Origin of the sequence: Isoptericola maris (genome assembly GCF_048065335.1) — a bacterium.
Lineage (GTDB): Bacteria > Actinomycetota > Actinomycetes > Actinomycetales > Cellulomonadaceae > Isoptericola > Isoptericola rhizosphaerae.
Genome location: NZ_JBLUNY010000017.1, coordinates 9,962 through 33,321, shown reverse-complemented (window position 1 = coordinate 33,321; position 23,360 = coordinate 9,962). Strand labels below are relative to the sequence as shown.

At 71.9% G+C, this 23,360-nt stretch carries 12 protein-coding genes; 9 read left to right on the top strand and 3 right to left on the bottom strand.

The window, feature by feature from the left end; all coding sequences use genetic code 11:
- Positions 1-956, bottom strand: a 956-nt coding sequence (locus tag ACH5HR_RS16775) for an IS481 family transposase (RefSeq protein ID WP_416478976.1), incomplete at its 3' end; no start/stop codon positions are given.
- 298 nt (positions 957-1,254) lie between these two features.
- Positions 1,255-2,304, bottom strand: a complete 1,050-nt coding sequence (locus ACH5HR_RS16770) for an aquaporin (RefSeq protein WP_416478975.1) — start codon at positions 2,302-2,304, stop codon at positions 1,255-1,257.
- Positions 2,305-2,510: 206 nt separating this feature from the next.
- Between ACH5HR_RS16770 and ACH5HR_RS16765 the strand changes: the two genes are divergently transcribed.
- The 5 genes from ACH5HR_RS16765 (at position 2,511) to ACH5HR_RS16745 (ending at position 10,441) form a co-directional block, all read left to right on the top strand.
- Entirely contained in the window at positions 2,511-3,497 is a 987-nt protein-coding gene (locus ACH5HR_RS16765) for a malate dehydrogenase (protein ID WP_402372289.1), read from the top strand.
- Positions 3,498-3,559: 62 nt separating this feature from the next.
- Complete coding sequence (locus tag ACH5HR_RS16760) at positions 3,560-7,147, top strand: ATP-binding cassette domain-containing protein (RefSeq protein WP_416478973.1); 3,588 nt, start codon at positions 3,560-3,562, stop codon at positions 7,145-7,147.
- A gap of 198 nt (positions 7,148-7,345) precedes the next feature.
- Positions 7,346-7,891: an alternate-type signal peptide domain-containing protein gene (locus tag ACH5HR_RS16755; RefSeq protein ID WP_416478971.1), complete on the top strand. Its 546-nt coding sequence runs from the start codon at positions 7,346-7,348 to the stop codon at positions 7,889-7,891.
- Between the two features lie 82 nt (positions 7,892-7,973).
- Positions 7,974-9,803 (top strand): BspA family leucine-rich repeat surface protein, encoded by a 1,830-nt coding sequence (locus tag ACH5HR_RS16750; protein WP_416478969.1) that lies wholly within the window; start codon positions 7,974-7,976, stop codon positions 9,801-9,803.
- A gap of 5 nt (positions 9,804-9,808) precedes the next feature.
- A complete protein-coding gene (locus ACH5HR_RS16745) occupies positions 9,809-10,441 on the top strand; it encodes a signal peptidase I (protein WP_416478967.1) in 633 nt (210 codons plus the stop codon).
- Between the two features lie 9 nt (positions 10,442-10,450).
- On the opposite strand, the gene ACH5HR_RS16740 is transcribed toward ACH5HR_RS16745, so the two are convergent.
- Positions 10,451-12,985 carry a helix-turn-helix transcriptional regulator gene (locus ACH5HR_RS16740; RefSeq protein WP_416478966.1) on the bottom strand — a complete coding sequence of 845 codons (2,535 nt, stop codon included), beginning with the start codon at positions 12,983-12,985 and terminating at the stop codon, positions 10,451-10,453.
- Between the two features lie 192 nt (positions 12,986-13,177).
- On the opposite strand from ACH5HR_RS16740, the gene pulA reads away from it, so the two are divergent.
- The 4 genes from pulA to mmsB all read left to right on the top strand — a co-directional run bounded on the left by pulA (position 13,178) and on the right by mmsB (position 23,255).
- Complete coding sequence (gene pulA, locus ACH5HR_RS16735; protein WP_416478964.1) at positions 13,178-18,976, top strand: pullulanase-type alpha-1,6-glucosidase; 5,799 nt, start codon at positions 13,178-13,180, stop codon at positions 18,974-18,976.
- Between the two features lie 248 nt (positions 18,977-19,224).
- Entirely contained in the window at positions 19,225-20,382 is a 1,158-nt protein-coding gene (gene chvE, locus ACH5HR_RS16730) for a multiple monosaccharide ABC transporter substrate-binding protein (protein WP_416478963.1), read from the top strand.
- A 138-nt stretch (positions 20,383-20,520) separates the two neighbouring features.
- Complete coding sequence (gene mmsA / locus ACH5HR_RS16725) at positions 20,521-22,080, top strand: multiple monosaccharide ABC transporter ATP-binding protein (RefSeq protein ID WP_402372282.1); 1,560 nt, start codon at positions 20,521-20,523, stop codon at positions 22,078-22,080.
- Positions 22,077-23,255, top strand: coding sequence for a multiple monosaccharide ABC transporter permease (gene mmsB, locus ACH5HR_RS16720; protein ID WP_402372280.1), 1,179 nt, complete (start codon positions 22,077-22,079; stop codon positions 23,253-23,255). The genes mmsA and mmsB overlap by 4 nt, the downstream gene beginning before the upstream one ends.
- The last annotated feature ends 105 nt before the right edge of the window (positions 23,256-23,360 follow it).

Sequence of the window (23,360 nt, the reverse complement as noted above, 5' to 3'; positions counted from 1 at the left end):
GGGGGCTGGTTCCCGACGGCGGTGTGGGGCCGATGGTAGTTGTAGTGCAGGTTCCAGATCTGCAGGGCGTTGGCGCGTTCGGCCTCGCTGGTCCAGGTGCGGGCGTAGAGGAGCTCCTCGGTCAGGATGCGCTGGTAGCGCTCGACCTTGCCGTTGTGGCGGGGTGTGTAGGGGCGGGTGCGCTGGTGGCGCGAGGCGAAGGAGCCCACGGTGCGTCCGAAGTCGCGGGCACGATAGTTGGCGCGGTTGTCGGTCACGACCCGCACGATCCGGTTGATGCCGTGCGCGGCGAAGAACGCTCTTGCGCGGCAGAAGAAGCCGATGGTGGTGGCGGCCTTCTCGTCGGCCAGGTGTTCGGTGTAGGCCAGGCGGGAGAACCCGTCGACCGCGGAGTGCAGGTAGACGTATCCGGCCCTCGTGCCGCGGGTCTTGGCGCGCTGGGCGGCCTTGTCCTGGTCCGAGCCGCGGCCGTGGGCGCGCCATCCGCCGCCATCGGGGATGCGGCCGACCTTCTTGACGTCCAGGTGGAGCATGTGGCCCGGGTAGCGGGCCGTGATCCGTCCAGGGCGACGGTTGGACGACCCGTCGGGGTCCAGGTGCCAGCGCTTGTTGATGCCGAGGCGCTCGAACCAGCGGCCCACTGTGCGGGTCGAGACGTGGTGGCCCTCGGCTGCGAGCTCGAGCGCGATACGGGCCGCGGACCACTTGTGTTCGCGACGCAGCTCCTCGATGCGTTCGACGACCTTCGCCGGGGTCTGCGTCGGCGAGGTGTGCGGGATGCTGGCCCGATCGTGCAGACCTGCCTCACCGAACCGGTCGTACCGGTTCTTCCACTTCGACAGGCAGGCGCGTGAGACACCGGCCTCCGCAGCGACGTGAGCGATCGGGCGCGCCTGGCAGCGCTGGACCAGACGCAGGCGGCCAGCAGGGGTCAACGGGGCGTTAGCGTGAGTCATGAAGGGGTAGGTCTTTCTCGGCGAGGACGGTTGGTCGCACTTCCATCCTGCCGCCAGGGCCTACCCCTTCCTCACTCCCGGCCCCGCGTCACCAACGTCATGACCCGCAACAACTAGGCCTTCGTGGGCTGAGAACAAGGCCGGGGACGAAGCCCGGCGCACGGTCGCGTTCACGGGCGCTGGGCGCCCTGCACTTCGCGTCTGACGACCGTGCGCCGGGCTTCGTCCCCGGCCTCTCGGGTGCTTCCTCCCGCGGCGATGCGTCGGTGAGCGTCCCCGCCGCGGGAGGAGTGTCGGTTCAGGGGCGGGTCGGGGGCTCCGGCTCGCCCTTGGTGTCATCGGTGTCGGTAGCCGTGTCGGTGTCGGTGGCCGCCTCGTCGGCGGCGGCCGACTCCTCGATGGTGGTGTCCTCGGCGACCGGCTGCGCGTCGTCGTCCGCCACGACCTCCGTCTCCTCGACGACCTCGGTCTCCTCGACCGTGACCGGGACGGTCTCCCCGTCGGCCGGGTAGGTCGCCGTGCCCGGCTGCTCGTCCCAGCCGTCGGCCGGGGTGAGCGCGGGCAGCGGGGCGAACGCCCGGGCGAAGAGCGCGGCGATCGCCGCGCCCACCAACGGGGCGACGAGGAACAGCCACAGCTGGTCGAAGCCTCCGCTCGCCTCCCAGGCGTCGGGAGACACCACCGAGGCGAGCGAGCGGGCCGGGTTGAACGAGGTGTTCGTGACAGGCCACGAGATGATGTGCAGGGCCGCGAGGGTCAGGCCGATCACCACGGGCGCGTAGGCGACCTTGGCGCGGACGTTCGTCACGGCGAGGATGACGCCCACGAACACCACGGCGATGAGGACCTCGACGATCGCGGCGGACGCGAGGTCGAACGTCGACTGTCCCTGGGTGAGCGTGAACAGCGGCGAGTGGTCGTCGAAGCCGTTGGCCGTGGCCGCCAGGACCTCGCCCTTCGACGCCGAGCCGATCAGCGCCGGGAACGAGTCGGGAATGATCAGCAGCAGGAGCGCGCCGCAGGCCGCGGCGCCGACGAGCTGCGCGACCCAGTAGGGCGCGAGGTCGACCCAGCTGGAGCGGCCCGCGAGCGTGAGCCCGAATGTCACCGCCGGGTTGAAGTGGCCGCCCGAGATGTGCCCGAGCCCGGCGATCACCGCGATGAGGGCGATGCCGCCGGCGAGAGCCACCGGGATGATCTGGCCACCGTTGAGGGCGTTGAACGTCGCCGTGCCGACGATGCCGAGCACGAGGACGAAGGTGCCGAAAGCCTCGACGCACATCCGTGTGAAGAGTCCTGGCACCGGCGTCGCCTCGACGCGGGTGTCTGTCGCGGTTGCCTGGGACATGGAGGTCCTTTGCTGGTCGTCAGTGGGGTCTCGTCGCGCCGTCGGACCGACGCGGCGGCGATGCTGGCACCGCAACCTGTGAGCCACCTGTGTCCAGGGTCACGGTCGCGGTCCCCGGGGGCACGCTACCGCCTGGGCCGATGCTCGCGCCCGCGACCGCACCGCTGGGGGTGACGGAGCGGACCGCGTGCGCCAGAGTAGGGGCCATGACGACACCTGTGAACGTGACTGTGACCGGTGCCGCCGGTCAGATCGGCTACGCCCTGCTCTTCCGGATCGCGTCGGGTGCGATGCTCGGGCCGGACGTCCCGGTCCGGCTCCGGCTCCTGGAGATCCCGCAGGCCGTGCGGGCCGCCGAGGGCACCGCGATGGAGCTCGACGACTGCGCCTTCCCGCTGCTGGCCGGCATCGACATCCACGACGACCCCGCCCAGGGGTTCGCCGGCACGAACGTCGCGCTCCTGGTGGGTGCGCGCCCGCGGGGACCGGGCATGGAGCGTGCCGACCTCCTGGAGGCCAACGGCGGCATCTTCGGGCCGCAGGGCGAGGCGATCAACGCGGGCGCCGCCGACGACGTCCGCGTCCTGGTGGTCGGCAACCCGGCGAACACCAACGCGCTCATCGCGGCGGCGCACGCCCCGGACGTCCCGGCCGAGCGGTTCACCGCGATGACGCGGCTGGACCACAACCGTGCGCTCTCCCAGGTCGCGGCCAAGGCGGGCGTGCCCGTCGCGGACGTGCGGCGGCTCACCATCTGGGGCAACCACTCCGCGACGCAGTACCCCGACCTGTTCCACGCGGACGTCGCCGGCAGCCCCGGCAGCACGCTGACGGCCGACACCGGCTGGCTGACCGACGACTTCATCCCGACGGTCGCCAAGCGCGGCGCGGCGATCATCGACGCCCGTGGCGCGTCGTCGGCGGCCTCGGCGGCCAACGCCGCGATCGAGCACACGCGCGACTGGGTCCTGGGGACGCCGGACGGCGACTGGACGAGCGCCGGCGTGGTGTCGAACGGCGAGTACGGCGTGCCCGAGGGGCTCGTCTGCTCGTTCCCCGTGACGTCGTCGGGCGGTGACTGGCAGATCGTGGAAGGGCTGGACGTCGACCCGTTCTCGCGCGAGCGGATCGACGCGAGCGTCGCGGAGCTGGTCGCGGAGCGGGACGCGGTGCGCACCCTCGGGCTGGTCTGAGCGCGGGGACCGCGCCAGGGAAAAGTGTCGAGTTCGGTCGTCGACCGTCCTAGTCTCGAGAAGTGATCGACACCGCCACCGCAGCACCGCCTACCCCGGACGTTCCGCCCCGGGGCGAGGACCCTGCGCGCCGCCTCGACTGGCGGCGGCTGCGCAGCCCGGTGTCGGCGGTGGCGGTCGTCGCGCTGACGCTGGGGGCCGTCGGCACCGCCGTCGGGACGGTGGTGGCCGGCGATCTTGCCGCCTCGCCCGAGGCGACGGGAGTCCTGCTGCTCGCCCTGTGCCTGGTGGGCGGTGCGCTGCTCGACGCCGCGGGCCAGGTCGCGTGGGCCGGCGTGGTCGACCGCGCCGAGGGCCGCCTGCGCGGCGACCTGCTGAGCGCCGCCCTGCACCAACCGATCGAGGTGCTCGGCGAGCAGGCGGTGGGCGAGATCCTCGACCGGGTCGACGACGACACGCACGCCGTCGGCGCGCTGGCCCGCCGCCAGCTGTGGAGCATGGGTCGCACCGTGGTCGGGGTGGTGCCGATCTGGGTGGTGGCCGGTGTCACCTGGTGGCCCGCCTGGTACCTCTTCCCGCTGCTCGCCGTGGGCACGTGGTGGACGGTGCGGTCGCTGCTGGGCGAGATCGCGCGTCGCAAGGTGGTCGAGGAGCGGGCCTGGACGGACAACGCCGCGGTGCTGGAGGAGGGTGTCGCGGCGCGCGACGACCTGCGCACCTCCGGCGGGCAGGCGTTCGCGCTGCGGCGCCTGGCTGAGATGTCTGCCGTCGTACACCGGGCGTTGCTGAACGTGGTGCGGGTGGAGACCCGGATGATGGCCCGGGTCGGGGTGCTGCTGCACGCGCTGCTCGCCGGCGTCGTCGTGGCCGGCGTGGCCCTCGCCGTCTCCGGCGACATGTCCGTCGAGCGGCTGGTGACCCTGTTCCTCGTCACCTCGTTGTTCGTCGGGCAGATCGATCGGCTCGCGCAGCATCTTCCCGATCTCCAGGAAGGGCTCGGCGCAGTGGTGCGCATCCGCCAGCTCTTGGACACCGAGCCCGAGCCGGTCGGCGGGCTCCCGTTGCCGGAGCGGCCGCTGGAGATCGAGGTGCGAGACCTGGACTTCACCTACGCCGAGGGGACGTTCGCGCTGGCGGGTGTGTCGCTGTCGGTGCCGGCGGGGCAGACCGTGGCGTTCGTCGGCCGGACCGGGTCGGGCAAGACGACGCTCGCCTCGCTGCTGTCCCGCGCCGTCGAACCGCCGCCCGGGGCGGTGTTCCTCGGGGGCGTGGACGTCCGCGACGCCGACCTGCAGCAGCTCCGTGCCGGCGTGGGGGTCGTCACCCAGCGCACCGAGATCGTCGCCGGGACGCTGGCGCAGAACGTCGCGCTGTTCGCCGACGTGCCGCGCCGCGACATCGAGGAGGCGGTGGTCGAGCTGGGCCTGGCCGACTGGGTGGCGGGGCTGCCCGACGGACTCGACACGCTGCTCGGCCCGGGTGGGACGTCGCTCTCCGCCGGGGAGGAGCAGCTCGTGGCGTTCGCGCGGCTCCTCGTGCGGGACGTCCGCGTGGTCGTGCTCGACGAGGCGACCGCCAGGATGGACCCGCACACCGAGGCGCGGGTGGTCGCCGCGTCCGACCGGCTCCTGACGGGGCGGACCGGCGTCGTCGTCGCGCACCGGCTCGGCACCGTGCAGCGCGCCGAGCGCGTGGTGGTGCTGGACCACGGGCGCGTCGTCCAGCAGGGGCCGCGGGCGGAGCTGGCCCGTCAGGACGGCGCGTTCCGCGACCTGCTCGCGGCGAGCAGCACGGACGGGCACGACGGGCACGACGTGTGGGGTCCGTCCGACGCGGCGGCCGCGGTCGTCGCCGTGCCGGACGGGCCGGCCGGGGACGACGGCGTCGCACCGGCGGGGATCGGAGCGCGGCGGCGGACAGGCCCGCCGCCGGTCCGGGAGGACCCCGGTCACGGGCCGAGCCTGACCCGCAGCGTCCTGCGCGCCCTGGTCACCAGACCGCGGTGGGGTGCCGCTGGCGCGGGGCTGTTCCTGCTGACCAGCCTGTTCGCCGCCCAGGGCGCGCTGGCGGGGTTCCTGTGGGGTCGTGCGGTCGAGAGCCTGGCAGACGGCGGCGTGCCGCTGGCCCTGACGGCCGGTCTCGTGGCGATGCTGATCGTGGCGCCGCTGTGCCTGGCGCTCGCGGTGCGGCTGTACCCGTCGTGGTGGATCGAGCTGCTCCTGCGGGTGCGCGTGGGCGTGCTCGTGGGCCAGACGCGCCAGCAGCGGCTGCGACGGACCCCGGCGGGGGAGGTCGTGGCCCGTGCACTCGACGCCGACCGGTTCGTGCTCTACGTCGACCGGTGGGTCGACCTGCTCAACGGGTTCGTCGTCGTGCTCGTCACGTGGTTGGTGAGCGGCGAGCCGCTGGCGGGGCTGGTGCTGCTGGCGGTGATGGGGGTGACGGCGGTCAGCGCGCTGGCCGGCCGGCCGGTCGCGGGCCGGACCGCCACCCGTTCCGCGGAGGCTCGGGCCGGGTTCGGGCGTGCCCTCGTCTCGGCGCTGGACGCGGCGCGCACGGTGAAGCTCGCGGCCCGGACCCCGGACGTCCACCGACACCTGCGCCAGGTGGACGCAGGCCGGGTGGGGGCCGCGATCCGGGAGCACCGGGTGCAGGCGGTGCTGGACGGCATCCCGACGGTGATGGTGCAGGTGGGCGTGGTCGCGGCCTGGGCGCTGCTGCTCGCCGGGACCTGGAACCTGGCGACGACCCTGCTGGTCACGGCCGCGGTCGGTGGGTTCGCCTACTTCGGGGTCGTGGCCGGGGCCGTGATCACCGAGGCGCCGGGCACGCGGAACTGGCTGCGTGCGACGTCGTCGTTCGCGGCGGGTGCGGACCTCACGAGGCTCCCGGCCGGGGTCGACCTCTGGACGGGGTCGGCGCCGGCTCCCGAGCCGACTCCCGTGCCGGCGCCGACCGGTCCCGCGCGGTTCGAGCGGCTCGAGCTGCAGGCCGTCGAAGCGGTGCACGACGACGGCACGATCGGGGTCACCGACGTCCGGCTCGAGGTGCGGCGCGGCGAGCTGGTGCTGCTGCTCGGCCAGGTCGGGTCGGGCAAGTCGAGCCTGCTGTCCGCGCTCGCGGGCCTCATGGCGCACCGCGGCACCATCACCTGGAACGGTGCGCCGGTGACGGATCCGGAGACCTTCCTCCGGCCGGGTCGGGTGGCGCACGTCGCCCAGGTGCCGCGGGTGCTGTCCGGGACGTTCGCCGAGAACGTCCGCCTGGACCACGACCGGAGGGTGGCGCGCCCGTTGGAGGCGGCGCGGATGAGCACCGACATCGCGGACGCGGGCGGTCCCGACTCGCGGGTGGGCCACCGCGGGGTGCGGCTCTCGGGCGGGCAGGTGCAGCGGCTGGCTCTCTCGCGGGCGCTGGCGACGGACGCGGAGGTCCTCCTCGCGGACGACGTGTCGAGCGCGCTGGACGCGGCCACGGAGATCGAGCTCTGGGAGTCGCTGCGGGAGCGGGGGACCACGGTGGTCGGGTCCACCTCGAAGCGGGCGGCGCTGGCGCGGGCCGATCGCGTCGTCGTCCTCGTCGAGGGTCGGGTGGCCGCCGTCGGGCCGTGGCGCGACCTGGCGTCACGGTGGTCGCACCTGGCCGGGTGACGCAGCGGCGGCGCGCGGCTTCTCAGTAGTGCTGGCACTACTGGGTTCCGCGGCGCGCGGGCGCGTCGCCGCAGGTCAGGACGCTCGGCGGTACCTACGGAGGGCTCGGAGGGCCTGTTCGGGTCGCCGGGACCGGGGCACGCTGGCGGTGTCGGGCGCTCGAGGCGCAGGACTTCAGGCCACCGAGAGGAACAGCACATGAGCAACACGACCACGACGAAGGGTGCCGTCAAGGGCACCGTCGCTGCCGCTGCTGGCGTCGCCGTCCTCCTGGGAGGTGCGGGGACCTTCGCGCTGTGGAATGCCGAGGGCGCGATCGGGACCGCGAGCACGGCCACCGGTTCGCTGACCGCGACCTTCGGTGACACCGTGTGGACGGACGACACACCGGGTGCCGAGAACGCGATCCCGGACATCGGAGCGTTCGTGATGGTGCCCGGCGACGTGGTCGTCGGCACGGCCGACGTCGACGTCACCGCGGTGGGCGAGAACCTTCGCATCGACACGGGCCTCGACTACGCCGACGGGACCCTGCCGGACGACGTGGACGTCTCGGTCGTCCTGACCGACGGCGCCGACGCGGAGGTCACGCGACTCTCGGGTTCGAACGCCGGGACCACCCACGACCTCACCGCCACGGTCACCCTGAGGTTCGACGAGAGCGCCACCGGCTCGATGTCCCAGGAGGTCAACCTCAACGCCATCGCCATCGACCTCCAGCAGGTCGCGCCCGGCGCGCCCTGACCCACCGCGGGCGGCAGACTCGTCGAGCTGCGGCCCGCGAGCCCGATCATCGAGACCATCGACCCACGACGGCGGGAGCGAGATGCGGCACCAGGCGCGGCCCACGGACCTGCGACGGACGACGGCACTGACCGCCGGAGTCGTCGTCGTCCTGCTGCTCGGGCTGCCCGCCGCCGGATCGTTCGCGGCGTGGAACGACTCCGCGCCCGTCGGGGGAGCCACGACGACCGGAAGCCTGGGAGTCGATCAGGAGACCCTCGCCGGTGGAACCTGGACGGAGGACGGCGACACGTTCGACCCGGCCACCGACCGGCTCGCCGCCGGCAACACACTCACCTACACCGTCACCGGTGTGCCGGTCACCGCCGTCGGCGACAACCTCGAGGCGACGTTCCAGGGCGTCGAAGGCGCCGTGGTCCCCGGTGCACTGACCGACCACGTCGCCCTCACGGTCGCGTCCGACCCGACCCCGATCGCAGGTGCCGACTCCGACGCCGACGGGAAGCAGGCCGTCGACCTCACGCTCACGGTCGCGGCCGACGCCGACCTTCCCGCCGGCGAGGAAATCATCGACCTCAGCGGGCTGACGGTGACGCTCACCAATGGTCGCGGATGGTCGGACGTCGCGCGGCTCGACGCGGGCACGGTCACCACCGCCGGTGGCACGGTGAACCTGAGCTACGACCTGGCGCGCGACGACGACGGCGTGGTCGGTTTCTATCTCGACGACCCGCTGCCCGGAACGACGGTCAGGTGGAACCTGTGGAACTGGGACGGTACCGAGGTCGTCACCGACGCCGTCGACGGCCTGAACTCGATGGACTACACCGGTACCGGAGCGGTCCCCTACGTCGAGATCACGGGCGGCTTCCGTGGCTTCGGGTCGCCCGACCAGACGCAGGACGTCATCGGAGCGCTCATCTACGTCTCCGGGATGGACGACGACCTCGGCATGACGTCGGCCAGCCACGCGTTCAAGGACGCGGTCTGGCTGACGGGCGTCACAGGACTCCCGAGCACGCTGACCGACACGTCCTACGCCTTCCAGAACGCAGGCTCGGCGACCGGGACCGACGGGAACATCCAGCTCTGGGACTGGGACTCGTCCCGCGTGACGACGATGGCGCACATGTTCGAGGGGGCGACGAACTTCCGCCAGCCGGACATCCAGTGGGACACCTCCAGCGTCACGGACATGTCCTACATGTTCGCCGGCGCGACGTCCTTCGTCGGCTCGACACGGTTCACCAGCACGTCCGCCGTCACCACGATGGAGGGGATGTTCGCCGGTGCCACGAGCTTCGTCGACGCTCCCTGGGTGGGCGGCAGCGCCATCGATCAGTGGGACCTCTCGAACGTGACGAGCACGGCGCGCATGTTCGAGGGCGCCACGTCGTTCAACGCGGACGTGGGGTCGTGGGACGTCTCGAACGTCTCGGAGATGCAGGCCATGTTCAAGGGCGCCACCGCCTTCTCCCAGGACCTGAGCGGCTGGGACGTCTCGAACGTCGCGAACCATGAGGCGTTCGCGGACGGCTCGGGGCTGACCGCTGACCAGCTCCCGCTCTGGGACGGCGCCGCGCCCGCCGGGCGGGCCGCGCCGGACGAGCCGGCTGACCTGGACGAGCCGGTCGCGCCCGACCGTACCGCGCGAGCGTCGGACGGCGAGGCCTCCGGCGAGGGCCTGGCGCCCCCGGCGGACGACGGCGGCAGCGAGGGAGCCGACACAGGTTCGGGCACGGAAGGCTCCGACACCGACACCGGTTCGGACACCGGGGTCGAGACCTGTGACGAGGAGACGTCCGAGGCGGACGCTACCGCGGCGGCACCGACGCCGGTGCCGACGCCGGTGCCGACGGATTCGTCGACCGCGTGCCCGACCGCTGCTCGCGAGGACGACGAGGCAGACTGAGGTGCATGCGGGGAGACCTGCGTGGTCGAGACGTGGCGGCCACCATCGACGCCCAAGACACCGCGGTCGCGCCCGACGGTCCGTCCGCGGACGCCGCGCGCGTCCGTGGCGCGGTGCTGTCCGGCCTGTGGGCCGGCTTCACCTACGGGCTGCTCGGCCTGACGGTCCTGCTCGCCGCGGTGGTCATCGTCGTGCCCAAGATGGTGGGCGGCGTCCCTCTGACGATCCTCTCCGGCTCGATGGAACCGAACCTGCCGGCGGGGTCGCTCGCCGTCGTGCGCCCCGTCGACACCGACCACATCCGTCTCGGAGACATCGTCACCTACCTGCCGAACCCGGGCGATCCGACCGCGATCACGCACCGGGTGACCTCGATCGACCACCACCAGGACGGCACGCGGTCGTTCACCCTCCAGGGCGACGCGAACGCGACGCCCGATGCGCCGGTGCGGGACCTCCAGGTGCGCGGCCGGGTCTGGTACGCCGTCCCGTGGCTGGGGCAGGTGAACTCGGTCGTCAACGGCGAGCAGCGGACGCTCGCGGTGTTCGTCGTCGCGGGAGCGTTGTTCGTCTGGGCGGCGGTCCTGTGGACGCGCGCCTGGCGCGGCCGACGCCGCAGCCGTGCGCCGGTGCCCTGACCAGGCTGTTCACGTGGCGAGCTCGCGCCGGTCCGAGGCGCCCAGCTTCTGCATCGCCCGGTACAGGTGGCTCTCCACCGTCCGCACGGACAGGAACAGCCGGCTCGCGATCTCGCGGTTGGTGAGGCCTTCGCGGACGAGCGCGGTGATCTCGGTCTCCCGGGCGGTGAGGCCAGCCTCCGGCCCGGCGGCAGCGGTCCGGATCGGCGCCTGCGTCCCGGTGGCCTCGGCGAGCTCGTCCGCCGTGAGGGTGTGCCGACCTTCCTGGACGGCGAGAGCGCTGGCGACCTTCGCCGCCACGTAGGTCATGGGGTCGCGGGGGTCCATCGAGCGGATCGACTCGAGGACCCTGCTGCTGGTGCCGTGCGTGAGGCGCCGGTGCAGCCGCACGGCCGGTGCCAGCAGGGGGATGTGCACGGCGGCGAACCCCTCCTCCAGACGCGTGAGGCGCGCGCCGGTCAACCGCTGCGGCGTCAACGCCCAGGAGAACATCGCGGACGCCAGCCTGCCCTGCGACCACAGGCGCTCGCCCGCCGACCACAGGGGTTCACCGTCGGGAGCACCCCCGGACACCGCATGCTCCACCTCCATCCGTGCCCACGGCCGCACGAAGTCCAGCACGGGCACGTACGGGCGGGGGGTCCGCTCCAGCTCGTCGAGCAGGGTGCGGGCCATCTCGTGGTGGCCGGCGCGGGCGTGCAGCACCGCGGCGAGTCCGAAGATGCGCTCGTCGAACGGGCTCTGCACCGGTCCGCACCGGTCGAGCCGCAGCACCACGCTGAGCGCGCGCAGCGCCCGGTCGTGATCACCCTGCACGAAGAGCGCGCTCGCGAGCCCTCGCGCGGCGAGCCGGACACCGAACGGGCTGAGCTCGTCGTAGGCGGCGCTCCGGCGGCGGCGTGCCCATGCCACGGCGTCGTCGACCTGCCCCACCATGAGCAGCGCGTCGCCGCGCAGCGAGTCGAGCCGGTGCGTGAAGGGTCGTTGGAACCCGCTGTCCTGCCAGCTCCCGAGCAGGTCGAGCGCGCGGTCCGGGGCACCGGCCTCGACGGCGGCGCGCGCCTGATGGATCGTGACGTAGCCGCGCATGCTGCGCGGCACGTCCTGCTCGACGTCGATCGTCCCCGCGTCGGGCGCTCGGTCCGACGTGCCGTGCAGCTGGTCCAGGTAGCGCAGGAACGTCTCGCCGGCGCCGTCGAGCACCAGTCGGCCCGAGGGCCCCGGGTCGTCGAGCAGACCGGACCGGATCGTGCCTCCGGACTGGGCGGCCCACTGTCCACGCAGCACCAGGTACGCCGCCACCTCCTCGGGGTCGTCGGTCGGTGCGAGCGAGGTGCCCGTGAACACCTCGTCGACGTCCACCGGCGCCATCCCGTCGACCAGGTGCAGGCGCAGCAGCGGCAGGGCGCTCGCGACGTCGTGCCGCGTCGCCCACGTGTCGGACCACAGGGCGGCCCGGGTGCGGACGGACTCGGTGAGGATGGTCACCTGGTGCACGGGGCGACCGTCGGCCGCGGGCGTGCCGGTGGCGGACGGCCGGGGCGCACCGGCGAGGATGCTGTCGCCGGCGCTGCCGGCCGGCCCGAGCAGCTCCTCACCGCGGTCGCGCAGGAGTGCGCGCCGGGTCCCGGACAGGTGTGCCCGGAGCGCCTGGCCGAGCACCGGCGGGTTGACCGCGACCAGGCGTGCCTCGGGTCGTTCGTCGATGGCGATGCGGCCGGCGGCGTCGAGAGCCGCGAGCCGTTCCGTGCCGAGGAGGGTGCGCGCGTGGTCGACGTCCAGGAGCCCGAACCACGCCAGGGTCTCGAGGCCTGCGCGGAGCTCGGCCGGCATGCCGCCCAGCAGGCCGTGCAGCACCGACTGCGTCGGGACGGACTCGAGGCTCCCCGTCTGTGTCCACCGGCCGTCCGTCTGCCTGATGCTGCCTGCTCCGGCGGCTGCCTGCGCCAGGGTGACGGCGGCCCGTGGGTTCCCCCCGGACCTCCCCGCGACGGCGGCCGCGAGCCCACCGTCCACCTGGCCGCCGAGACGAGCGGCGAGCAGCGTAGCGACCTCGTTCACGTCCAGCGGGGCGACGGGGACGGCAGCGGCAGGTCGCGCCAGGGCCGACCACGGACCCTCGGTGGGGACTCCGGCCGGTACCGTCGTGACGACGCGCACCGGTCCGGGCGCGCGCCGGGCGACGGCGTCGATGACGGTGAGCGACGGCCGGTCGAGCAGGTGCACGTCGTCGACCACGACGACGGCCCGGCGGCCGGCGATCGCCTCGGCCAGCGAGGATGTCGCCTCCGGGACGCTCCAACGCGCGACGGAGCCTCGGGGGCGCAGCGTCGGATGGGTGAGGAAGCCGCCGAGGGGGACGGAGTCCTCGCCCGCGGTGCCGGACAGCTCGGCGACGGCGGCGCCGGACGTGCGCAGGCTCTCGGCGACCGCCCGCAGGACCCTGGTCCGGCCGGAACCGACGTCTCCGATGACGTGCACGTCCTGGCCGGCACGCAGCCAGCGCAACGACGCGTCGAGGGCTTCCTGATGAACGAAGCTCACCGTCACACTCCTCGGTCCGCGCCTGCCCCGCCGCAGTGCGTGCCCTGCTCATGATGGCAACTGGAACGTGAGCGGGCCACCGCAGGCGGGGCGCCGAGGAGCGGTGCCACCGGCGGGGACCTGTTGCGATGGGCTTGCTGCAAGAATTCTGCAAGGTTACAGTCGTGGCGGCCAGTCGACGAAGGAGTCCCCATGCGCCCACCCCTGCGCCGCGGTGTCGCGGCGCTCGCCGCCACCGCCCTGATCGCCACCACCGCCGCCGGAGTCGCCGTGGCGACCACGGCAGCCGCCGACGAGGAGCGCACCGCGACCCTCGTCGGTGACCTGCAGACCTCGCTGGGTTGCCCGCAGGACTGGGACCCGACATGCACCGCGACCACCCTGGAACCCGCCGGCGACGGCACGTACTCCGCCGAGTACGACCTGCCCGCCGGCACCTACGCGTACAAGGTCGCGCTCGACGGCGCGTGGGACGAGGCCTACGGGCGCGAGGGCACCGACGCCGACACCCCGCTCGTCCTCGGCGGCGACACCCGCGTCCGGGTCACCTACGACGACACGACCCACCGCACCGCGCTCACCCCGCTCGACCTGGCAGGGGAGTACGACGACGCCGCGGACGCCGAGCTCGTCGTCCCGCCCGTGCGGCAGGCCGGGTCGGACGAGCGGTTCTACTTCGTCATGACCGACCGGTTCGCCAACGGCGACCCGTCGAACGACACGGGCGGCATCGACGGCGACGCGCTCGACCACGGGTTCGACCCGACGGACAAGGGCTTCTACTCCGGCGGCGACATCGCCGGCCTGCGGGAACACCTCGACTACGTCGAAGGTCTGGGCACGACGGCGATCTGGCTCACGCCGTCGTTCCTCAACCGGCCCGTGCAGGGCACCGGCGACGACGCGAGCGCCGGCTACCACGGGTACTGGATCACGGACTTCACGCAGATCGACCCGCACCTGGGGACGAACGCCGAGCTCGAGGCACTCATCGCCGACGCCCACGAGCGCGGGATCAAGGTGTACTTCGACATCATCACCAACCACACGGCCGACGTCGTCGACTACGCGGAGGGCGAGTACTCCTACGTGGAGCAGGCGGACGCGCCGTATCTCGACGCGTCGGGCGAGGCGTTCGACCCCGCGGACTTCGCGGGCACCGGCGACTTCCCCGGGCTCGACGCCGCGACGTCGTTCCCGTACACGCCCGTGGTGGCGCCGCAGGACGCGGACGTCAAGGTCCCGGCCTGGCTCAACGACCCGACGCTGTACCACAACCGCGGCAACTCGACCTGGACCGGCGAGTCCGTCACGCACGGCGACTTCGACGGTCTCGACGACCTCATGACCGAGCACCCGACGGTGGTCGACGGGTTCGTCGAGGTGTATCAGGACTGGATCGACCTGGGCATCGACGGCTTCCGCATCGACACGGTCAAGCACGTGAACCCGGAGTTCTGGGAGACCTGGTCCGCCGAGGTCATGGACTACGCCCACGCGCAGGGCAACGACGAGTTCTTCATGTTCGGTGAGGTGTACGACGCCGACGCGGCCAAGACCTCCCCCTACGTCCGGGACACCGACATGAGCTCGGTGCTCGACTTCGCCTTCCAGGCGTCCGCCACCAGCTACGCGAGCGGCAACAGCGCACGAGGCCTGGCGAGCCTGTTCGCGAGCGACGACCGGTACACGACGCCGGACACGTCCGCGGCCGCGCTGCCGACGTTTCTCGGCAACCACGACATGGGACGCGTCGGGTTCATGCTGGCGAGCACCGACGACCCGCTCGCCCGTGACCAACTCGCCCACGAGCTGATGTACCTCACCCGCGGCCAGCCGGTCGTCTACTACGGCGACGAGCAGGGCTTCGCCGGCAGCGGCGGCGACAAGGACGCCCGCCAGACGCTGTTCGCCACGCAGGTCGAGGAGTACGCGGGCCAGCCGCTGGTGACGGGTGAGACCGCCGGCAGCCAGGACCGCTACGACACCGACGCTCCGCTGTACGCGCACATCGCGGACCTGGCGGCGCTGCGCGAGGCGCACCCCGCGTTGTCGCAGGGCGCGCAGATCGAGCGGCACGTGTCGGACGGCGCGGGGATCTATGCGTTCAGCCGCGTCGACCGCGAGGAGAAGGTCGAGCACCTCGTCGCGCTCAACAACGCGTCCGAGGAGCGCGACGCCACCTTCACGACGCTGACCCCGGGCGCGGGCTACGAGATGCTCCACGGCGACGGTGAAGCCGTGACGGCCGACGCCGAAGGCACCGTGACGTTGAGCGTCCCGGCGACCTCCGCCGTCGTCCTGCGGGCCGACCGGACCGTGGGCGCCGAGACGGACGGCAGCATCGCCGTGGACCTGCCTGCTCCTGGGGCCGCGGTGAGCGGCACCGCGCCGGTCGCGGCGGAGATCGACGACGCCTGGGCCGAGACCGGCTTCGCCTGGCGCGAGGTCGGCACGGACGCCTGGCAGCCGCTCGGCACGGCCGAGGACACCACACCGCGGGTCTTCCACGACGTCGCGGAGGTGCCCGAAGGCACGCTGGTCGAGTACCGCGCGGTGACTGTCGACGCCGACGGCGACCGCGCCGCCGCCTCCACGTTCGCCTCCGTGGGCGTGGACGTCTCCGGAGTCGTCGGCGACGCCGAGCCGGAGCCCGAGGTGGACATGGTCACGGTGCCGGGCAGCCACAACAGCGAGATGGGCTGCGCCGGCGACTGGACGCCCGACTGCGAGGGCGCCCGCCTCACCGAGCGTGCCGACGGCGTCTGGGAGGGCACGTTCGACCTGCCGGCCGGTGAGTACGAGTACAAGGTGGCCCTCAACGGCTCCTGGGACGTCAACTACGGCACCGGTGGCGTACATGACGGCGGCAACGCGATGTACACGCATGACGGCGGCGAGGTCACCTTCTACTGGGACCCGGTCGGCAAGGACTTCTCCTCGACCGCGCAAGGCCCGATCGTCACGCTGCCCGGCTCCTACCAGGACCAGGTCTGCCCGGACGCCTGGGACCCGGCCTGCCTCGCCACCTGGCTCAAGGACCCGGACGGCGACGGCGTGCACACCTGGTCCACCGACGAGCTCGCCGGTGGTGCCTACGAGGCGAAGGTGGCCCACGGCCTGAGCTGGGCGGAGAACTACGGCATCGGGGGAGAGCCCGACGGGGCGAACTACTCGTTCAGCGTCGGTGACGGCGAGACGGTCGAGTTCTCCTACGACCTCGCGACCCACGAGCTGACGATCGGCGTGGATGACCCGCCGCTCGCCGGGACCGGTCAGCAGGCCGCGCACTGGGTGCGTGAGTCGCTGCTCCTCGCCCCCGGCGACCTGGGCGCGGGCGAGGAGTGGACCCTCTGGGCCTCGCCTGCCGGGGGCCTCCAGGTCGCGGACGGCGGAGTCACCGGCCCGGACGGCGACCTGCCCGACGGCGCGGCGTCCTACCCGCTCGACCCCGGCGGTGCCGTGCCGGACGACGTCGCCGCGGACTTCCCGGCGCTGGCGGGCCACGCGACGCTCGTGCCGACGTCGGACGGTGATCCCCTGGGCCGCGAGTCGATCGAGGCGCTGCTGACCGGCCAGCTGCTCGTGACCCGCTCCGACGGAGACGTGCTCACGGCCGCGACCGGCGTCCAGCTCCCCGGTGTGCTGGACGACTTGTACGCCGAGGCCGCCGAGGATCGTACGTTCGGCGCCGTCGTGCACCCGAACCGCAAGTGGGCGTCGTTCGCGGTGTGGGCGCCGACGGCCCAGGACGTCGACCTCCTCGTCTGGCCGGAGGGTCGCGAGCCGGACGCCGAGCCCGACCGGTTCGAGACGGAGCGCAGGCCGGACGGGTCGTGGACCCTGGACGGCAAGCGGGAGGACAAGAAGTACCCGTGGGTCGGCGCCCGCTACCGGTACGCGGTGACCGTCTACGTCCCCGGGACCGGTCAGGTGGAGACCAACGTGGTGACCGACCCGTACGCGGTGGCGCTCACCCGCGACTCGACGCACTCCGTCGTGGTGGGCCTCGAGGACAAGCGCTGGCAGCCGAAGGTCTGGCGCACCACCGACCAGCCCGTCGTCGAGCGGCCCGTGGACCAGACGATCTACGAGCTGCACGTGCGGGACTTCTCGATCGCGGACGACACCGTCCCCGAGGACGTCCGGGGCACCTACCTGGCGTTCGCCGAGGGGGACTCGGACGGCATGGCGCACCTGCGCGAGCTGGCGGACGCCGGGATGACCACGGTGCACCTGCTGCCCACGTTCGACATCGCCACGATCCCCGAGGACCGGGCGGACCAGAAGGCGACCGGAGACCTGTCCGCGTTCGCGCCGGACTCCGACGAGCAGCAGGCCGCGGTGGCCGAGGTCCAGGGCAGCGACGCCTTCAACTGGGGGTACGACCCCTACCACTTCACGACCCCGGAGGGCTCGTACGCCGTGGACGCCGACGGCGGCGCACGGGTCGCCGAGTTCCGCACGATGGTGGGTTCGCTGCACGCGTCCGGGCTCCAGGTGGTCCTGGACCAGGTGTTCAACCACACGGCGGCCAGCGGTCAGGACGCGAAGAGCGTGCTGGACCGCGTGGTGCCCGGCTACTACCACCGGCTCGACCCGACGACGGGCGCGGTCGAGACCAGCACGTGCTGCCAGAACGTCGCCACGGAGCACGCGATGGCCCAGAAGCTGATGGTGGACTCCGTGGTCACCTGGGCCCGCGACTACAAGGTCGACGGGTTCCGGTTCGACCTCATGGGCCACCACTCGCGCGAGAACATGCTCGCCGTGCGGGAGGCGCTGGACGAGCTGACGCCCGCCGAGGACGGCGTCGACGGGTCGGCGGTGTACCTCTACGGCGAGGGCTGGAACTTCGGCGAGGTCGCCGACGGGGCGCTGTTCGAGCAGGCCACGCAGGGCAACCTCGGTGGAACGGGCATCGGCACGTTCAGCGACCGGCTGCGCGACGCCGTGCACGGCGGCTCACCCGTGGACGGGGCATCGACGTTCACCCAGGGGTTCGGCACCGGGCTGTTCACCGACCCGAACGGCCGGGAGGCGCGCACTGGGGAGCCGGGCACGGTCAACGACGGCGGTGACGACGAGCGCGACGACCTCGGCCACCAGACCGACCTCGTGCGGCTCGGCCTCGCCGGGAACCTGCGCGACTTCACGTTCCGGACGTCCGACGGCGAGACCACCCGGGGCGCGGACCTCGACTACCGCGGCTCACCGGCCGGATACGCCGACTCCCCGGAGGAGGTGGTGACGTACGTGGACGCGCACGACAACGAGACCCTCTTCGACCTGCTGACGCTCAAGCTGCCGCAAGCGACCTCGATGGACGACCGGGTGCGCATGAACACCGTGTCCCTCGCCACGGCCGCGCTGGCCCAGACGCCCTCGTTCTGGCACGCGGGCACGGACCTGCTGCGCTCGAAGTCCCTGGACCGCAACTCCTACGACTCCGGGGACTGGTTCAACGCGATCGACTGGTCGGGCCAGGACAACGGGTTCGCCCGGGGTCTGCCGATGGCCGCGGACAACGCGGAGAAGTGGCCGCTCATGGCTCCGCTGCTGGCGGACCCGGCGCTCAAGCCCGCGCCGGAGGACATCGCCGGGGCGTCCGAGCGCGCCCGCGAGCTGCTCGAGCTACGCGGGTCCACGGACCTGTTCCGCCTCGGTACCGCGGACCTGATCGAGGACAAGGTGTCGTTCCCGGCTTCCGGTCCGGACGCCGCCCCGGGAGTGATCGCGATGTCGATCGACGACACGGCGGGCGGCGTCGACGTCGACCCGGCGCTGGACGGGGTGCTGACCGTGCTCAACGCCTCGCCGGAGCCCGCGACGGTGACGCTCGACGAGCTCGCCGGGCGCGACTACGCGCTGTCGCCGGTCCAGCGCGACGGTGGTGACGACGTCGTCCGGGAGACCGGCTGGGACGCGCCCTCCGGCACGGTCACCGTGCCGGCACGGACGGTCGCCGTGCTGGTGGAGCGGCAGAACTGAGACAGGTTCACCCGGTCCCTGCCTTGACTTCGCGAGGCGAAGTCAAGGCAGGGACCCTTAGGGGTTAATGTCCGAACTGTCGCTCTGTTGGTCGTGATCAGATCGTGATGCCCCAGCGTTGACTTCAAGTCTCGAAGACAGGAAAGTTGTGTCCGGCCTCCTTCTGGAGGCTGCGGTCCGGCCCCGACGGGGCACCGGTGGTGAAGGTCGCCGCCGGAGGACCCTCGACGACGAGAAGGAGCGCGAGGATGCGACTCGGCAAGAAGATGGGCGTGGTCGCCGCAGGTGCGGCGCTGGCGCTCACCCTGACCGCATGCGGTGGCGAGGGTGCCGGTTCCGGCACCGAAGAGGCCGCAGGCGACGGTGACGAGAACGTCAAGGTCGGCGTGGCCATGCCCACCCAGACCTACGAGCGCTGGATCCAGGACGGCGGCAACGTCGAGGCCGGGCTCGAGGAGCTCGGCTACCAGGTGGATCTGCAGTTCGCCAACGACGACATCCCGACCCAGACCCAGCAGATCGACTCGATGATCACCGAGGGCGTCGACGTCCTCATCATCGCGTCCATCGACGGGACGGCACTGACCAGCCAGCTCGAGGCCGCGGCGGCGGAGAACATCCCCGTCATCGCCTACGACCGCCTCATCCGGGACAGCGAGAACGTGGACTTCTACACCACGTTCGACAACTTCGCCGTGGGTGTCGCCCAGGCGAACGCCCTGCTGCGTGGCGTCGGCTACCTCGACGAGAACGACGAGCCGACCGGTGAGGAGGGCCCGTTCAACGTCGAGCTCTTCGCCGGTTCCCCGGACGACAACAACGCGCACTTCTTCTTCGACGGTGCGATGTCCATCCTGCAGCCGCTGCTCGACGACGGCACCGTCGTCGTCCCCTCGGGTCAGGTGAACTTCGACCAGATCAGCACCCAGCGGTGGGAGCTGGAGACCGCCCAGAGCCGGATGGAGGACCTGCTGACCTCCACGTACACCGGCAGCGACGAGGAGCTGGACGGCGTGCTGGCCCCGGCGGACGTGCTCTCGCGGGGCATCATCAACGCCCTGCAGGGTGCGGGCATGGGCCCGACCCTCGAGGAGGGCCTGCCGGTCGTCACCGGGCAGGACGCCGAGATCGCCAACGTCGCACTGATCGACCAGGGCGTGCAGTCCTCGACCATCTTCAAGGACACGCGCCTGCTCGCCGAGCAGGCCGTCGCCGCGGCGCAGTCCTTCGTCGAGGGTGAGGACCCCGAGGCGAACGACACCGAGACGTACGACAACGGCGTCAAGGTCGTGCCGTCGTACCTGCTCGAGGTCGAGACGGTCTTCGCCGAGGACATCGCGCCGGTCCTCGTCGACTCCGGCTACTACACCGCCGAAGAGGTCGAGTCGGGCCAGGCCGCGGAGTGATCCGTCGGTCCTGACCGAACTCATCGCGGGCAGGCCCGCCCGTCGTGCGCTCCGGCCACGGCGGGCGGGCCGCCCCGGGTCCGCCGTCGGCTCCCGCCGCGGCCGCTACCCCCCACCGAAGGAGGGACGAGAGCGCAGATGAGCACCATTCTGGAGATGCGCTCCATCACCAAGGAGTTCCCTGGCGTCAAGGCGTTGTCCGACGTCAGCCTCACCGTCGAGCAGGGCGAGATCCATGCGATCTGCGGTGAGAACGGTGCCGGCAAGTCGACGCTGATGAAGGTGCTGTCGGGCGTGTACCCCCACGGCACCTACGACGGCGAGATCGTCTTCGACGGCGCCACGGCGGAGTTCGGGTCGATCTCGGACTCCGAGCAGCGAGGCATCGTCATCATCCACCAGGAGCTCGCGCTGGTGCCGTACCTGTCCGTCGCCGAGAACATCTTCCTCGGCAACGAGATGCGCGGCCGCTTCGGGCTCATCGACTGGAACGACGCGAACCACCGGGCGGCGACGCTCATGGAGCGGGTCGGCCTGCGCGAGAACCCCACCACGCCCATCGGCCAGCTCGGCGTAGGCAAGCAGCAGCTCATCGAGATCGCCAAGGCGCTCTCGAAGGAGGTGCGCCTGCTCATCCTGGACGAGCCGACCGCCGCGCTGAACGACACCGACTCCGAGCATCTGCTCGAGCTGCTGCGGGCGCTGCGGGACCAGGGCATCACCTGCATCATCATCTCGCACAAGCTCAACGAGATCGAGGAGATCGCCGACCGCACCACCATCATCCGGGACGGTCAGACGATCGAGACGATCGACATGACCGAGGAGAGCGCGACCCAGGACCGCATCATCCGCGGCATGGTAGGTCGCGACCTCGAGCACCGGTACCCGGAGCGCGAGAGCGTGCCCGGGGAGGAGGTGCTGCGCGTCGAGAACTGGAACGTCGACCACCCCACCCAGGCCGGACGGCAGATCATCTACGACGCGTCGTTCCACGTCCGCGCCGGCGAGGTCATCGGCATCGCGGGCCTCATGGGCGCGGGCCGCACCGAGCTGGCGATGAGCCTCTTCGGGCGCTCCTACGGCCGCAACATCCGCGGCAAGATCTACAAGGACGGCAAGGAGATCCAGGTGCGGACGGTCGCCGAGGCGATCGAGCACCACATCGCCTACGCCACCGAGGACCGCAAGCAGTACGGCCTCAACCTCATCGACGACGTCCGGCACAACATCTCCGCGGCGGGCCTGCGTCAGCTCGCTCCCGGCGGCTGGATCAACGGCAACGAGGAGCTGCGCATCGCCGAGGAGTACCGGACCTCGATGAACGTCAAGACTCCGAACGTCCTCGTCGACGTCGGCACGCTCTCGGGCGGCAACCAGCAGAAGGTCGTGCTGTCCAAGTGGCTGTACACCGACCCGGACGTGCTGATCCTCGACGAGCCCACCCGTGGCATCGACGTCGGTGCCAAGTACGAGATCTACACGATCATCAACAAGATGGTCGCGGCGGGGAAGGCGGTCGTCGTCATCTCCTCCGAGCTGCCCGAGCTGCTCGGCATCTGCGACCGCGTGTACGCCCTCGCCTTCGGTCGCATGACCGGTGAACTTCCCGTCGCCGACGCGACGCAGGAACGCCTCATGGAGCTCATGACCCTCGAGCGCGACCAGCCCCTGCCCACGAACGGAACTGCCTCATGAACGCCATCGCCTCGGTCCGGGACGCCCTGACCCGGAACATGCGCCAGAGCGGCATCCTCATCGCCTTCGTCGCGATCGTGGTGCTGTTCGCCGCGCTGCACCCCAGCTTCCTGTCGCCGACCAACCTGACGAACCTGATCCTGCAGTACTCCTACATCCTGATCCTGGCGATCGGGATGGTGATGATCATCATCGCCGGGCAGATCGACCTGTCCGTCGGCTCGGTGGTCGCCCTGACCGGAGCCGTCTCCGCCGTCGTCGTCGTCCGCGAGGGCATGCCGTGGTGGGCCGGTGTGCTCGCCGCGCTGGTCGTCGGCCTGCTCGTCGGCATCTGGCAGGGCTTCTGGGTCGCGTACGTCGGCATCCCCGGCTTCATCGTCACCCTGGCAGGCATGCTGCTCTTCCGCGGCCTGACGTTCCTCGTGCTGGACAACCGGTCGCTGTCGCCGTTCGGCGGCACCTACTACGAGGTCGCCAACGGGTTCCTCAACGGACTGCTGGGCGGCTACGGGTTCGACGTCTTCACGCTCGTGATCTTCGGGATCGCCGTCGTCGGCTACGGTGTGTCGCAGTGGCGCTCGCGCCAGGGCAAGGTCGCCTACCAGCAGTCGGTCGAGTCCCTGCCGCTGTTCGCGCTCAAGATCCTCGTGGTCGCCGCGGTGGTCATGTGGTTCGGCTACCAGCTCGCCTCCTCGCGCGGCCTGCCGGTCGTGCTGATCATCCTCGCCGTGCTGATCATCGCCTACACGCTGGTCACCCAGAAGTCCGTCTTCGGTCGGCACATCTACGCCGTCGGCGGCAACCGCCACGCGGCCGAGCTGTCGGGTGTGGCGGTGCGCAAGATCAACTTCTGGATCTTCGTGAACATGGGCTTCCTGGCCTCCATCGCCGGCGTCGTCTTCTCCTCGCGGATGAACAGCGCCCAGCCCGGCGCGGGCAACATGTTCGAGCTCGACGCGATCGCCGCCTGCTTCATCGGTGGCGCCTCCACGACCGGTGGTGTGGGCCGTGTCGGCGGCGCCATGATCGGTGGTCTGATCATGGCCGTCATGTCCAACGGCATGCAGCTGATGGGTGTGCCGCAGTCGATGCAGCAGGTCATCAAGGGCCTGGTGCTGCTGCTGGCGGTCGCCTTCGACATCTGGAACAAGAAGCGCGCCTCCGTGGCCCGCTGAACCGGATGACGGCCGCGGGCGGGGCGGGGGGGGGGGCCCCCCCCCCCCCCCCCCCCCCCCCCCCCCCCGCGCGGGGGGGGGGGCGCCCCCCCCCGCCGGGTCTGA

Bases quoted from the DNA above. Each gene is read 5' to 3' on its own strand.
- ACH5HR_RS16755 (WP_416478971.1), top strand. From the start codon at position 7,346: ATGAGCAACACGACCACGACGAAGGGTGCCGTCAAGGGCACCGTCGCT.
- chvE (WP_416478963.1), top strand. From the start codon at position 19,225: ATGCGACTCGGCAAGAAGATGGGCGTGGTCGCCGCAGGTGCGGCGCTG.
- mmsA (WP_402372282.1), top strand. From the start codon at position 20,521: ATGAGCACCATTCTGGAGATGCGCTCCATCACCAAGGAGTTCCCTGGC.
- ACH5HR_RS16745 (WP_416478967.1), top strand. From the start codon at position 9,809: ATGCGGGGAGACCTGCGTGGTCGAGACGTGGCGGCCACCATCGACGCC.
- ACH5HR_RS16770 (WP_416478975.1), bottom strand. From the start codon at position 2,304: ATGTCCCAGGCAACCGCGACAGACACCCGCGTCGAGGCGACGCCGGTG.
- mmsB (WP_402372280.1), top strand. From the start codon at position 22,077: ATGAACGCCATCGCCTCGGTCCGGGACGCCCTGACCCGGAACATGCGC.
- pulA (WP_416478964.1), top strand. From the start codon at position 13,178: ATGCGCCCACCCCTGCGCCGCGGTGTCGCGGCGCTCGCCGCCACCGCC.
- ACH5HR_RS16765 (WP_402372289.1), top strand. From the start codon at position 2,511: ATGACGACACCTGTGAACGTGACTGTGACCGGTGCCGCCGGTCAGATC.
- ACH5HR_RS16750 (WP_416478969.1), top strand. From the start codon at position 7,974: ATGCGGCACCAGGCGCGGCCCACGGACCTGCGACGGACGACGGCACTG.